Below are 13,342 nucleotides of genomic sequence, written 5' to 3'. Positions count from 1 at the left end.
CATAGATGCGGATTCAACGATGTGGAGACGAGAATGCCGGACAGCGGCGGCAGCCGGGCCCAGCGAGAACACATACCCACCTCCGGGACCGGTCCCGGAACCGACAGCGCGCCGCTCCCCCCGCACGGGGACGCCGGCGCCCTCTCCGTCGACCCGGGCGCCCCGCAGGTCACCGCCCCGGCCGGCCTTCCGACGGCCCCTGGAAGCCCAGGCGCCCCACAGGCGGCCGGTCTCACCGCCCCCGCCGCCAAGGCGGCCCGGCGCACCGGGTTCCTGGTCACCATGGTCCTCGGCGGGCTCACCGCCCTGCCGCCGCTCTCCATGGACATGTACCTCCCGGCGCTCCCGGCCGTCACCGACTCCCTCTCCGCCCCCGCCGCCACCATCCAGCTCACGCTGACCGCGTGCCTGGCCGGGATGGCGCTCGGCCAGCTGGTCGTCGGACCGATGAGCGACCGGTGGGGCCGCCGCAGGCCGCTGCTCCTCGGCATGGTCGTCTACGTCATCGCCACCGCGATCTGCGCCCTCGCCCCCTCCGCCGAACTCCTCATCGGCTTCCGCCTCCTCCAGGGGCTCGCGGGCGCGGCGGGCATCGTGATCGCCCGGGCGGTGGTGCGCGACCTCTACGACGGCGTGGAGATGGCCCGGTTCTTCTCCACCCTGATGCTGATCTCCGGGGTCGCCCCGATCATCGCCCCGCTGATCGGCGGGCAGGTCATGCGCTTCACCGACTGGCGCGGCATCTTCGTCGTCCTGACCGGCGTCGGCATCGTGCTCACCCTCGTCGTCTGGAAGTGGCTGCACGAGACCCTGCCGCCCGGCAGCCGCCACACCGGCGGCGTCGGCGAGGCCCTGCGCACGATGCGCGGACTGCTCGCGGACCGGGTCTTCACCGGCTACATGATCACCGGCGGGCTCGCCTTCGCCGTCCTGTTCGCGTACATCTCCGCCTCCCCCTTCGTCGTTCAGGAGATCTACGGGGCCTCCCCGCAGACCTTCAGCCTGCTGTTCGGCCTCAACTCGATCGGCCTGATCGCCGTCGGCCAGATCAACGGCAAGCTGCTGGTGGGCCGGATCAGCCTGGACAAGGTGCTCGGCTTCGGCCTCGCCGTCATCGTGCTGGCGGCGGTGGCGCTGCTGCTGATGACCACGGGCGTGTTCGGCGAGGTGGGGCTCCTGCCCATCGCGGCCGGGCTCTTCGTGCTGATGTCGGCGATGGGTGTCGCGATGCCCAACACCAACGCCCAGGCCCTGATGCGCACCAAGCACGCGGCAGGCTCGGCCTCCGCGCTGCTCGGCACGTCCTCGTTCCTGATCGGGGCGATCGCCTCGCCGCTGGTCGGGATCGCGGGGGAGGACACGGCCGTCCCGATGGCGGTCGTGCAGGTGGTGTGCGCGGTGGCGGCGGTGGGCTGCTTCCTGGGGCTGTGCAGGCCGTGGCAGCGGATGGGTCAGGGAACTCTCTAGGCGCTTCCCGGGGCTCAGCCGGTACGCGGATACCCGCTTTTCTGGGGTCAGCCGGTACGCGGATACCCGCTTTCCTGGGCTCAGTCGGTACGCGGATACCCGATCAGATGCGTCCGCTCCTGCCGGTCCGTCCAGCGGAACACCCCGACCCCCGTCGTCTCCATCCCCGGCAGCAGGGCGTTGCGCGACAGCTGCTCGGTCGTCCAGTTCGCGAGATCCACCGCGACCGGCAGCCCGCCCCCGGAGAGCGCCTCCGAGGCGTCGCGCGCGTTCTCGGCCCCGTACGCGATGCCGTCGTCCGTCACCGTGGCCAGCGTCAGATGGCTGGAGCCGTCCGCCGCCTCGAAGCAGTGGCCCTGGGCCGCCGCCAGGTCGAAGGCCAGGTTCCCGGCGATCAGGTGGTCGCCCGAGGGGGAGAGGACCGCCTGCGGGTAGCGGCCGGGCTTTATGGCGGGCCGGTGGCACTCCACCGAGACCAGCGGCTTGCCGGTCGCCGCGTCGTGCACCGTCCACAGCTCATGGGTGGCCGCCCGCTCGGACTTCTTCGCCAGGGCCCACTTCGCCAGCACCCGGTCCGCCGTCACCGACGTCACCACGCCGCTGCCCTTGTCGGTGCCCTTGGGCGCCACGTTCCGGCTGAACCAGCCGCCGCGCACCCAGAACTCCCGCGCCCCGCCGACGAGCAGCCCGGCCGCCGTCTGCCCGTACACCTCGGTGAGCTGCTTGCAGGCCGGGCAGCCCTTGGGGTACTTCAGCTCGTCCGCGCTCAGTTCGGAGACCGTGCCGGTGACCGGGTCGACCAGGGTGCTGTTGGCCTTGCCGTCGCTGATCACGATCTCCGGGCCGCTCGTGATGACGTTCGGGGCGCCGGACCACGGCACCTCGACGCGGTGCCGGGAGCCGTCCGTCACGTCGTACACGTCGAGGGAGACGAAGGTGGACGCCGGGGTCATCCCGTCGCCGACCTTCCCGTACGACCAGGTCACGAAGAACTGCCGGTCGTCGGCGGTGACCGTGGCGAGCCTCGGGTAGTGCAGCGGGTCCGGCGGCCGCCAGGCCTGACCGCGCCAGCCCAGCTTCCCGGTGGCGGTGTCGACGGTGCGCAGGCGGTAGCGGTTGCCGTTCAGCCGCTCCAGGTAGGCGAGTCGGCCCGTGGCGTGGGAGACGGCGACCTCGGGGGAGGAGCCGATGATCTCCCAGCCCCGGTCGGTGGTGTACTCCGGCGGAACGGTGAGCCGGGTCACCGCTCCCGCGCTCGGCATCACCCGCTTCGCCGGGGTGGGGGAGGCGCCTTTGCCGCTCGGGCTGTCCGGGCTGCCGCCGCAGGTCGCCAGAAGGAGGAGCAGGGCGAGGAAGACCACCCCGCCGACCAGGGCCAGCCGCACGACCTTCTGTCTCATGGCTCCCCCGATGGACCGAACCCGGTCTCGTGCCGTGCGCCGCGCGCCTCGTCCCGCTTCCCGATCTCGCGCGGGCCAGCGTAGCAATCACCTTCCGACCGCGTGGAGTTCGCGGAAAACCTGTTCCGGACCGGTTACGCGGACCTCACCGCGGGGACCCCGTACCCTCTCCGGCCCCGGCCAAGCGGAATGCGCCCGAGGGTTCCCCCTCCGCCTACAATTCGGCGGTGAACGCCACCCTCCCCACCGCCCAGTCCCTGCGCGCGGCACTGGCCGGTCTCCTCGACGGGCTGCCGCCGAAGCAGGCCACGCAGGCCGTCGACCGGCTGATCGCCAGCTACCGCGGGGAGACCCCGACCAACGCCCCGATCCTGCGGGACCGCTCCGACGTCGTCGCGTACGCCGCGTACCGGATGCCCGCCACCTTCGAGGCCGTACGCTCCGCCCTCGACGCCCTCGTGGAGGCCGCGCCGGACTGGTCACCCGCCACCCACACGGATGTCGGCGGCGGCACGGGAGCGGCGAGCTGGGCGGTGGCCGGGGCCTGGGAGGGGGCGGCGACGACCGTCCTGGACTGGGCCGAGCCCGCCCTCGCGCTCGGCCGCGAACTGGCCGAGGCGTCCGGGGTGCCGGGGCTGCGGGAGGCGCGCTGGGAGCGGGCCCGGATCGGTGCGGCGCTGGAGCTGGCCCCGGCGGACCTGGTCACCGTCAGCTACGTACTCAAGGAGCTGACCGCGCAGGCCAGGACCGAGCTGGTCGACGCGGCGGCAGCGGCCGGGCAGGCCGTCGTCATCGTGGAGCCGGGCACCCCCGACGGCTACGCGCGGATCATCGAGGCCCGGGGCCGGCTGATCGCCGCCGGGCTGAGCATCGCCGCCCCCTGCCCGCACGACGAGGCCTGCCCGATCGCCCCCGGCACCGACTGGTGCCATTTCTCGGCCCGGGTCAGCCGCTCCTCGCTGCACCGCCAGGTCAAGGGCGGCTCGCTCAGCCACGAGGACGAGAAGTTCAGCTACGTCGTCGCCACCCGCTTCCCCGCCACCCCGGCCCCCGCCCGCATCACCCGCAGGCCCCAGATCCGCAAGGGCCAGGTCCTGCTGGAGCTCTGCACCCGCGACGAGGGCCTGTCCCGCTCCACGGTCACCAAGCGCCACGGCGAGCTGTACCGGGCGGCCAGGGACATCGCCTGGGGCGACCCCTGGCCGCCGGAGGGCAGCGGCTGACCGCGGACGGACCTCTCAGCCCATCGGCCACAGGTGAGTCACACGGCGGTTTCTGCCGAGATCTTCAGGCGTTCCGTCCCGGAGGCGGAATCGACATGATCCGTCACTTTCCACCCCGCGGCCTCAAGAATGCTGCGCAGGGCGGGGTGCATGGCCTGCCGGGCGGCGGAGCCGAGCGCCACGGCCCGAGGGTCCGGTCCCTCGGGCCGTGTGACCTGCTGGACCAAGGCAGGGCTGGACATCCAGTGGACGTACACACCCGCTGAATCGTCGCTGTACGGATCATGGGAGACGACTGCTCCGGATGCGCCTGCGCCGAGCAGGCCGACATAGACCGCCGGCATCCCCGCATACCGCAGAACGTCGCACACGGCGAGAGCGATGTGCATGAGCCGGATCTCCTCAGAAGGCGTACATCTTCCAGGGGCTCCACCGAGGTCATCGTCGCTCGTTCCCTTCTCCATATTTCCTCCCCGCTCGATCTTTCTGTCCATCGTCAATTTTCCGTTCGCATGGGCGGAAGTCCGCGTCGTGCACGCGCTTGGTTGATCCACTGACCGAGTGTTTCCGTCCATATCTGGTTCATGAATTTTCCGTCGGGGGTCGACGGGTCGGCGTAGGGCATGGAGAACGATATGTTCGCACCCTTGGAGCGAGGATCGGATGCCAGTGCAGGCGTACACCGCTTGGGGCAGGGTTCGCGTTCCGTATACAGATCGACGACCTTGTCCTTGGCATCGAGCTGGCTGAGTATGTGCTCTTCGGCATGACGGGTGTCGCTGCTGAACCCGTGTACCAGCCGTGGCTTGCCGTCAGGGCCCTTGACCCGCGCGACGGCGATATTGCGACTGGCTGCCCAGAAGCCGGCGTCCAGACGTGCTTGGAATGCTTCCGTGGCCAAATCGCCGCTGTCGTAGCCGATTTTGCAGAGCTTGGCCAGGATCGGCTCCGCTGCCAGGGCGAACCCCACGGAACGGGCACCGGTGGTGGGGCGAACGGTTACGGCGTTTCGGTTTCCGGCCTGGACCCAGGTGCCACTGCCGGTTCGGATCCATGAGTTCTGTGCGAGCGTGCCGACAACCGTCTGCTGTCGGCTGCCCGGCGACCGGACGGACCGCGCTTCCACAGCCGCGAGGGGATCCGTCCCGCTTGCCTTGGCACCCGCTCCTGCCGTGGCCGCGCCGATGTGCCGGACACTCGACTTCTTGCCCGTCCCCTTCGTGCCATCCGCCAGGCAGGAGGTGGCTGCCTGGATCTTCTCCAGCGCCTCCTCGTATTTCTTCAGGTGCTTGCGCGCCTCTCCTGCCCTGTCGAGGAACGTGTTGATACCCGCGATGGCTTTCGCGATCTTCGGCAGCTTGCTGGTGACCTTGAGTGCCTTGGCAGGCCCGAGGTTCTGGACAACGGCCCAGAGGCAGGTGGGGATGTCAGGATCGTCGATGCACGCTTTGATGTCCTCGAAGAAGAGTTCGACCAGTAGCTCGGCTCCGTTCTCCATCAGGTAGTCGAGGAGATTCCCGCCTGCCACGGCCAGCGCTTCTTGGTACGCCTCTGAGGAGAGCCCTGCCTCCGCGAGTGCCTTCTTCATCTGGTCGTCGCGGACGGGGTCTGCCTGCCGTTCCTTGGCGGCCTCGGCCCTTTCCTTGCGCTCCTGCTCGCGCTGGTACTCCTCGGCCCGCTTCGCCGCCGCGTCCGCCTCCTCGGCGTGTGAAGCGGCGTTCTTGGCCGCCTTCTCCGCCGACTTGGCGTGCTCCTCTGCGGAGGAGGCCAGTTTGGCGGCGTCGGCGGCGTCCTTGTCCGCCTGCGCCGCCGCGGTCTGCGCAGTGGCCGCTTCCTTCTCCGCGAACGTCGCGGCGCTGTTGGCGGCCGCCGCCTGATTCTCCGCGTCGGTCGCGGCGCCACGGGCCCGCTTCGCCTCGGCCTCGGCCTGTGCGGCGGCGGTACGTGCCGCCGCCGCGTTCTTGAACGCCTGGTCGGCGGCCGCGCGAGCCTGCTTTGCGTCGGCCTGTGCCTGGGCGTCGGCCTCGTCGGCACGCGCGGCGGCGGCCCTGGCCTTGACACCGTCCTCCGCCGCGGCCGCGGCAGACTTCATCGCGGCCACTGACGAGCGCGCTGCGTCCGCGGAGGAACGCGCCGCCGCGGCAGCCGCCTTGAACGCCGGGGCGACCTGGGCGTTCGCCCGCGCCGCCGCCGCTTCGGCGGCGTCGGCCGCCTTGGCCGCGTCGGCGGCCTTGGCCTCCGCCGAGGCGAGCTGTTCCTTGCCGACGACGAGTGCCGCGGCCGCGACCGCCGCCGCGAAGTCCGCGTCGACGTCCTTGCCCGCGAAGGGCGCGGTGAGCCTGATCGCCGTGTCGGCGGGGTCGGCGATGGCTGCCGCCGTCGTACGGGCCGCTGCCGCGGCGTCGCTCGCCACCCCTGCCTGGACCCGGGCCATGGCGGCCTCCTGGGTCGCCCCGTCGGCCTCCTCACGGGTGCGGTTGGCCGCCTGGAGCGACTGGTTGGCCTGGATCGCGGAGAGCCCCGCCAGCCGCGACGCCTCGTGCGCGGCGGTGCCCGCCCGCGCCTCTTGCGCGGTCGCCTCGGCCGCCTTGGCGTTGGCCCGCTGCGTCGCCGCCCGGGTGCGGGCCGCCTCCGTCTCCGCCTTGTTCGCCGCCGCGTCCGCGCGGAACGCCGCCGCTTCGGCCTTGTTCGCCGCCGCGTCGGCCTTCGCGGCGTGTGCGGTGGCCTCGGTGGCCGCCGCCCTCGCCCGTGCGGCCGCCCCGGCCGACTCGATCGCCGCCTTGCGCGACCGTACGGACGCACCGGTCGCCGCGTCGGCGGCGCTGCGCGCCTGGCCGGCCGCCGTCCCGGCCGCGTTCGCCGCGCCCCGGGCCTCGGTGGCCGCCGCCCGTGCGGTGTCCGCGTGCTCGCCGCCCCGGGCGGCCGCGGCCAGCGCCTCCATGGCGCGGGCCCGGGCGTCCTCGGTGCGGTGCAGCCGCTCCGCCTCGACGGCCTTGTTCCGCGCCTGGCGCGCCCGGGATTCCTCGCCCCGGGCCTTCTCGTCAGCCTCGGACGCGATGCCCTCCTGGGTCGCCGCCCGGGCGCGCAGCCCTGCCGCGGTGGCGGCGGCGGCCTGCGCCTCGGCCCGCTTCGCGGAGGCGGTGCGCTGCTCCGCCTCGGCCCGCGCCCGTGCCGCATCGGCCTTGTCCCGCTCCTGCTCGGCACGGATCCGCGCGGCCTCCGCCAGGGCGCGCTCCTGCTCTGCGATGACCCGCTGCGCGGCCGCGACCTTCGCCTGACGCTGTGCCTCCACCCGCGCCTCGCGGGTCTTCTGGGCGTGTGCCCAGGCCGACTTCTCGGCCTTCTCCGCGTCGATCCGGGCCTGCCGGCTCTTGGCGGCGGCGGCCTCGGCGATCTTCGCCTGCTTGGCGACGGCCGTCGCCAGACCGGCCGCGGCCTTGGCGTGCTGCTCGGCGTTGGCCCGCCAGCTCCTGGCCTGCTGCTCGTGCAGCTGGGCCTGGTTCTGGGAGTTGAGCCCCGCCGCGTTGGCCGCGCTGGCGTCGACGGCATGCCGGGCGGTGGAAGCGGCCTTGAACGCTGCCTCGGCCGCCGCCGCGATGCCCGCGGCGACGTCCGACCACTGGGTGCCGTGCGGCAGCCCGGTCTCCATCAGCACGTCCGCCTGGACCTTGGCCCGGGCGGCGGCCACCTGCGACTGCCGGGACGCGTCCTCGGCGATGCCGAGCTGGCGGACGACCTCGGCCTTGACGGGGCCGTAGTCGGAGAGGCTCTTCCCGGCACGGTCGGCGGCGAGCATCCGGTCGGCCTCCCGCGAGGCCGCCGCCGCGGCGTTCATCGCGTTCGACGCGGTCTTCAACGCCTTGACGGCATCGCCGTGCGCGGCGATCAGCTTGGTCCGCGCCCCCGCCGCGCGCGCGGCGTTCTCGGCCAGCTTCCGCAGCCGCTCGGCCGCCTCCAGCGCTTCCTTCTGCGCCCTCTCATGGGCCGCCCGGTCGTCCGCGTCCTGCTGTGCGGCCAGGAGATAGCCCTTCTCCAGGTACTGGGCGATCACCTGGTTGTCGCCGGTGGCCAGCGCCTCCGCCGCGGTCCGCTTCACCTCCGGGCCGCCGACCGCGACGAGCATCTCCACCCGCTTGCGGTTCTCCGCCGCGCGCTGCTGCTCGTTCTGCTCCGTCGCCCTGTCCCGCTGCCGGGCGATCTCGGCCCCGAACGCCAGGAAATCGGCGCGATCCCGCGCCGTCCCCTTCAGGACCCGCTCGACCTCCGCGTTGAAGTGAGGACCGCCCGTGCCCCGCAGCGCCTCGATCTTCTGCCGGTTGGTGACATCCGTGCCGTCCCGCTTGTCCTTGGCACGCTGCCGCGCCTCGGCCTCGCCGCGCTCCAGGAACTCCCGGATCGCCTGGGGGTCCGTGCTCTCCAGCGCCTTCCTGGCCGCCTCCCGGACTTCCTCCTCGTCATCGAACTCCGCGAAGTCCTCGACCAGTTGGCGGTCCTGGTCCGCGCTGATCCGATCGAGCGCGGTGCGTACGGGCGGTGCCGGGGGCGGCGGCAGCTGTGCCAGGGCCGAGAGCAGCCGGGCCCGGTCGGCCGGGCCGTTCGCGTACGTACGCTCCTCGGCGGAGGCCTGTCCCGCCAGACCGCCCAGGAGCGCCACGGCCAGTGCCGCGCACACCGCCTTCCGTACCGCGCCGGGCACCCGGGCCCGCGGCGTGTTTCTTCCGGCCCTTGGCCAGAATCCGTCTATCACTGGATAAACCTCTCGATAAAGGGGAGAAAAGACCCCTGCCCTCGGTGGACGGGCAGGGGTGACACACCGGGCGAGCAGACGTGCTCGCCCGGTGGAGGTACGTGACCGCCGGGCGGACGGCGGCCACGTACGGGAATCAGCTCTTCACACGGGTCGCGCTCTCGCGGGCCCGGTCGGCCATGTCCTTCCAGAACGAGGCCGCCTCGCTCGCCTCGGCCTGTTCCGCGGCCCAGTCGCCCTGACGTGCCTCCGCCGGGGCGGTGATGTTCTTCCAGACGGAGTCCGCGCTCTCCCTGGACAACTGGGCGACGGTCCGCCAGCTCTCCGCCTGGGCGCGGGCCGCGGCCTGCTCCGCGAGCCAGGCCGTGCGGGCGCTCTCCGCGTGCTCGGCCACCGCCCGCCAGGTCCGTTCGGCCTCGGCCCGGGCGCGTGCCGCGTCCGCCCCGGTCAGCAACTCCCGCTCGGCTTCGGCGGCCTGGGCGATCAGCCGGGTCAGCAGATGATGACGGCGTACTTCCGCGTCCGCGACCCGCAGCCGGTAGGCCTCCAGGTCCAGGGCCGCGCCGTTCGCCCAGCCGTAGCCGAAGAACTCCGCGACGTCCGCGTCGGTGGAGCCGGGGCGAACCGCCCACCCGGCCGCCGCCCGGACGTGCTCGCCCGGGTCGTTCACGGCCATCGCCCGGACGAACTCCCGGTCCTTCGCGGCGATCTCCTGCCGGTGCCGGCCGTCCGCCTCCCGGGCCGCCCGGTCGCGCTTCTGCGCCTCGGCGTACCCGGTTCTCACGAAGGCGGCCCGGTCGGCGTCGCTGCCCTTCAGGGCCCGCTCGGCGGCGGCCCGCACCTCCGGTGAGAAGCCCACGGTGTGGGTGCGTACGACCTGCTCACAGTACGCGCGGTTGCGCGAACGGGCGTCGCGCAACCGCTGCTTGGCCGCGTCGTAACCGCCGCCGGGCATCAGCCACTCCTCGATCGCGGCGTCCCCGCGCGTACTGCGCAGGGCGTTCCACGCCGAGGTGCGGATCTCGGCCGGCAGGTTCGACTTGGCCAGCCGCAGCACCCGGTCCCGGGCCGCGTCGGCCGCCGACGCGGTGATGGCGGAGAGCGCGTCGGCGGGGCCGTCGGCCACGGCGGAGCGGGGAGCGACGACGACCGGCGGGGCGGCGGCCTGGGCCGCCTGGGCCGTGGCCGTGCCGGAGGCCAGTGCGGTGGCGGCGACGGCGGTGGCGAGGGCCGCCCTGATACGCCGGGACATCATCGGAACCTTTCGTACGGAGCGAGGAGAGACCGGGAGGACAGGGGTCAGCTCTCCAGCGGCGGCGCGATCTTCCACGTCGATTCCCGGTGGCCCTTCTCAGTGCCGTAGTCCTGGCTGACGTAGAGAGCCTGGCCCATGTCCCGCAGCAAGCGGGCCGGTGACCCGACTCCCCACTGGAAGGTCGTGCCCGAGCCGGCCTGGCCCTTGACCGGGCACCATGTGGCGGTCTCGCGGAACGCCGCGCTGCGGTCGTCGAGGGCGATGTTGACCTTGAGGCTCTGCCGGTCGGCCTTGAGGTAGTGGCCGGGGCTGCGCACCGACTCCAGGGAGTAGCAGCCGGCCCGGCCCGCGAGCGCGGGCACGATGACCCAGGTGGCATCCTGGCGGTCGGCCTGCTTGCTCGTGGCGCTCAACGGGGCGTTGACGACCTTGCCGCCGTCCGCGGACGTGTGGCGGACGTACTGGCCGGCCAGCTTGGGGTCCCAGGGCTGGATCGACTGGCGCCGCGCCCGGTAGAGGTTGTCCTCCTTGAGGAACTCCGCGACGGCGTCGTCCGTGCCGGCCAACGCCTTCTTGGCGGCGGCGACGAGGTTGGGGTTCACCCCGCCGTTCGTGGCGGCGGCCTGGATCCGAAGGGCCAGCTTGCGGTTGGCCTCCGCGAGCTTCTTGCGCCGGTTCTCGTCGTCTCGTTTGAAGGCGGCGTCGGCACCGGAGTGGATGTACCACGTCCAGACCTGCGGGAAGGGACTCTGCACCACGCGCTGCGCCTCGGCGTACAGCTCAGAGCCGCGCAGGTCCGCGGGGGCCACGCGGAGCAGCTCACGGATGAAGTTGTCGTCGCTCAGCGCGAACTGCGCCTCGGTGGGCGTGATCCGGAACAGGGCCGCCGCGTTGGCGCGGGCGGCGCGCTCCTTCTTGAGCTCGGCCTCCTTGCGGTCCCGCTCCTCCAACTCCTTCAGCTCCCTGGCCACATCCTTCTTGTGGGCCTCACGGGCACCGTTGACGATGAACTCCCGCCAGTCGTCGGGTTCACCGGCCAGCGCGGCCAGCGCGGCGGCCCGCACCTCGGGGCCGGACGCGGAGTGCCGGGCGACGGCCCGGACGAAGTTGTCGTCGCTCAGCGCCAGCAGTTCGGGCGTGCTGGGAATCCCGACGGCCAGCAGCGCCTGGGACTTGGCCAGCTTCGCCGCCCGCTCGGCCTCGGCACGGTCGCGCTCCCGCTGCTGGTCCAGCCGGTACGCCTCGTGGACGCCCGTCACGATGAACGCCACGTGATCCTCGGCCAGTGTGCTGGCCATGGCCTCCTCGGCGGCCGTACGCACAGCTTCGAGCGGTTCCCCCGCGTCCCGGGCCTTCTGCCACAGGGCGTGGACGAAGTCGTAGTCACTGAGCAGCAGGACGTCCGGGGCCGGATCGAGGCGAACCACGGCCGAGGCCTCGACGCGCTGCGTGTCGGTGGTTCCGACCCCCGCGGCCCTGGCCGCGATATCCGGTGCCGAGGGGGCCGCGGCCGCGCTGCCCGGTGCGAGGGTACCGGTGACGGCAGCCAGTGTGGTTGCCGTCACGATGCCGCGGGTGAGGACGGTTCGCATCCGTGCGGAAGTTCTGTGTCCGGTGTTCATGCTGATTCGAGTCACTCCTCTGCCGCCGCGAAGGGCAGCGCTGAATGGATGCGAAACAGAGGGGAGGCGAAAAGGCCCGTGGGGAAAGAGATTTTGGGCAGGGAAAGCCCCGACCGGTGCAATGCGATAGGCGGCGCCGATCGTCCGCATCCTCGTCGACCGAGCCGGGTCAAGGCCGGGACGAGGTTCCTTCCCAGAGGATCCGGCTGGTCAGAGCCGGAACGCTCGCGGGCGTTCGCCGCAGGTCATGGCGGCGGTCATGAACGACGTGGCGGTGTCCGCACATACGGGTTCATGGTTACGGTCCCCCCGATTCCACTTCACATGAAGAACTCCGGCGCATGCGCGGTTCGGTGGAGTGGAAGTCACTCCACCGATCCCCTCCGGCATGCTTGCCGGTCAAACTGGTCACCGAACCTTAACCGCAGATCGCTGGAATGGCCAACGTGTGGATCAAGGAGGATCACGTCAATACAATGGATTCCGCCCGCATGTGACGCGGCGTCCGCGAATGGGCGCCGTTCCTCAGAGGAATACGGCGTCCATTCGCGGCGGGAAAAGTAACCGAGAGAGCTTCCTCGGCCGGGGCGCTCGCGCCTAACCCCGCAGCTCCTGCGTGCAGCACTTCACGCTGCCGCCGCCCTTGAGCAGCTCGCCCAGGTCCATCGGGACCGGCTCGAAGCCCCGGTCCCGCAGGGGGTCGAGGAGGCCCGTCGCCGCCTGGGGGAGCAGGACGTGGCGGCCGTCGCTCACCGAGTTGAGGCCGAACGCCGCCGCGTCCGCCTCCCGGGCCAGCAGCGCGTCCGGGAAGAGGCGGCGGAGCACGGCCCGGCTGCCGGGGGAGAAGGCGTCCGGGTAGTACATGATCTCGTCGGCCGCCGCGTCCAGCACGCACAGCGCCGTGTCCAGGTGGTAGTAGCGCGGGTCCACCAGGTCCAGGCCGATGACCGGCAGGCCGAAGAACTCCTGGGCCTCGTCGTGCGAGAGCGGGCTGGAGCGGAAGCCGCGGCCGGCCAGGAGGTAGGAGGCGGTGACCGCGAAGTCGCCCTCGCCCTCGTTGACGTGGTCCGGCTCCCGGATGTCGGTGAAGCCGTTGTCCCGGAACCACTCGCGGTGGGCCTCGGCCTCCTCGTACCGCTCCCGGTAGGCGAACAGGGCGCCGAGCACCCGTCCGCCGATCACCGTGGCGCCGTTGGCCGCGAAGACCATGTCCGGCAGGTCCGGGCGGGGGGTGAGCAGTTCCACGGTGTGGCCGAGGGAGCGGTAGCGGTCGCGCAGGTCCTCCCACTGGGTCTGGGCCAGCGGCAGGTCGACGGGTTTGGACGGGTCCATCCACGGGTTGATGGAGTAGGTCACCCGGAAGTGCGTCGGGGCGCACATCAGGTAGCGACGAGGGGTGGCGTCACGGTTCAACTGGGGCTCCTCGCGAACGGCGGCCGGGGCTGCGGAACGGTGGGATGCGCACGGTCTGTGCGTGAGCCCATGGTGCGCCGTGCGGGCGGGATCCGCAGTGGACCGATCGGGTGGTTGACCGGATCGTCCTACCGCGGCCATCTTCCGGCCGCCCGCGTAGAGGCACCCCGCGCGCGGGGTGCCCGCCCGTGTAGAGGACGCCGGCGCGTGGGATG

General features: G+C 72.3%; 8 protein-coding genes. 2 read left to right on the top strand and 6 right to left on the bottom strand.

Annotated features, from left to right (window positions below):
• Positions 1-33 precede the first annotated feature (33 nt).
• On the top strand, positions 34-1,467 hold the full coding sequence (locus GTY67_RS07965) for a multidrug effflux MFS transporter (protein ID WP_161278209.1): 1,434 nt from the start codon (positions 34-36) through the stop codon (positions 1,465-1,467).
• Between the two features lie 80 nt (positions 1,468-1,547).
• Here GTY67_RS07965 and GTY67_RS07960 read toward each other — a convergent pair whose 3' ends face one another.
• Positions 1,548-2,867, bottom strand: a complete 1,320-nt coding sequence (locus GTY67_RS07960) for a hypothetical protein (protein WP_093689006.1) — start codon at positions 2,865-2,867, stop codon at positions 1,548-1,550.
• A 227-nt stretch (positions 2,868-3,094) separates the two neighbouring features.
• On the opposite strand from GTY67_RS07960, the gene GTY67_RS07955 reads away from it, so the two are divergent.
• Entirely contained in the window at positions 3,095-4,090 is a 996-nt protein-coding gene (locus tag GTY67_RS07955; RefSeq protein ID WP_161278208.1) for a small ribosomal subunit Rsm22 family protein, read from the top strand.
• A 38-nt stretch (positions 4,091-4,128) separates the two neighbouring features.
• On the opposite strand, the gene GTY67_RS07950 is transcribed toward GTY67_RS07955, so the two are convergent.
• From GTY67_RS07950 to ddaH, 5 genes are all read right to left on the bottom strand, one after another.
• Positions 4,129-4,584 (bottom strand): hypothetical protein, encoded by a 456-nt coding sequence (locus GTY67_RS07950; RefSeq protein ID WP_161278207.1) that lies wholly within the window; start codon positions 4,582-4,584, stop codon positions 4,129-4,131.
• A 2-nt stretch (positions 4,585-4,586) separates the two neighbouring features.
• Positions 4,587-8,762, bottom strand: a complete 4,176-nt coding sequence (locus tag GTY67_RS07945) for a hypothetical protein (RefSeq protein ID WP_202461361.1) — start codon at positions 8,760-8,762, stop codon at positions 4,587-4,589.
• Between the two features lie 211 nt (positions 8,763-8,973).
• Positions 8,974-10,089 (bottom strand): ALF repeat-containing protein, encoded by a 1,116-nt coding sequence (locus GTY67_RS07940; protein WP_237502559.1) that lies wholly within the window; start codon positions 10,087-10,089, stop codon positions 8,974-8,976.
• A gap of 47 nt (positions 10,090-10,136) precedes the next feature.
• On the bottom strand, positions 10,137-11,657 hold the full coding sequence (locus GTY67_RS07935) for an AbfB domain-containing protein (RefSeq protein ID WP_343238650.1): 1,521 nt from the start codon (positions 11,655-11,657) through the stop codon (positions 10,137-10,139).
• 654 nt (positions 11,658-12,311) lie between these two features.
• The gene (ddaH, locus tag GTY67_RS07930) at positions 12,312-13,268 is read right to left on the bottom strand and encodes a dimethylargininase (RefSeq protein WP_343238649.1); all 957 of its coding nucleotides are present in this window, start codon (positions 13,266-13,268) and stop codon (positions 12,312-12,314) included.
• Between the last annotated feature and the right edge of the window lie 74 nt (positions 13,269-13,342).

Source organism: Streptomyces sp. SID8374 (assembly GCF_009865135.1).
Classification (GTDB): domain Bacteria; phylum Actinomycetota; class Actinomycetes; order Streptomycetales; family Streptomycetaceae; genus Streptomyces.
Note: the sequence above shows the minus strand (reverse complement) of the source record. Positions and strands in the feature narration are given on the sequence as shown.

Excerpts from the sequence above, each read along its gene's own strand:
- GTY67_RS07965 (WP_161278209.1), top strand. The coding sequence starts at position 34 with ATGCCGGACAGCGGCGGCAGCCGGGCCCAGCGAGAACACATACCCACC.
- GTY67_RS07960 (WP_093689006.1), bottom strand. The coding sequence starts at position 2,867 with ATGAGACAGAAGGTCGTGCGGCTGGCCCTGGTCGGCGGGGTGGTCTTC.
- GTY67_RS07950 (WP_161278207.1), bottom strand. The coding sequence starts at position 4,584 with ATGGACAGAAAGATCGAGCGGGGAGGAAATATGGAGAAGGGAACGAGC.
- GTY67_RS07940 (WP_237502559.1), bottom strand. The coding sequence starts at position 10,089 with ATGTCCCGGCGTATCAGGGCGGCCCTCGCCACCGCCGTCGCCGCCACC.
- ddaH (WP_343238649.1), bottom strand. The coding sequence starts at position 13,268 with ATGGCCGCGGTAGGACGATCCGGTCAACCACCCGATCGGTCCACTGCG.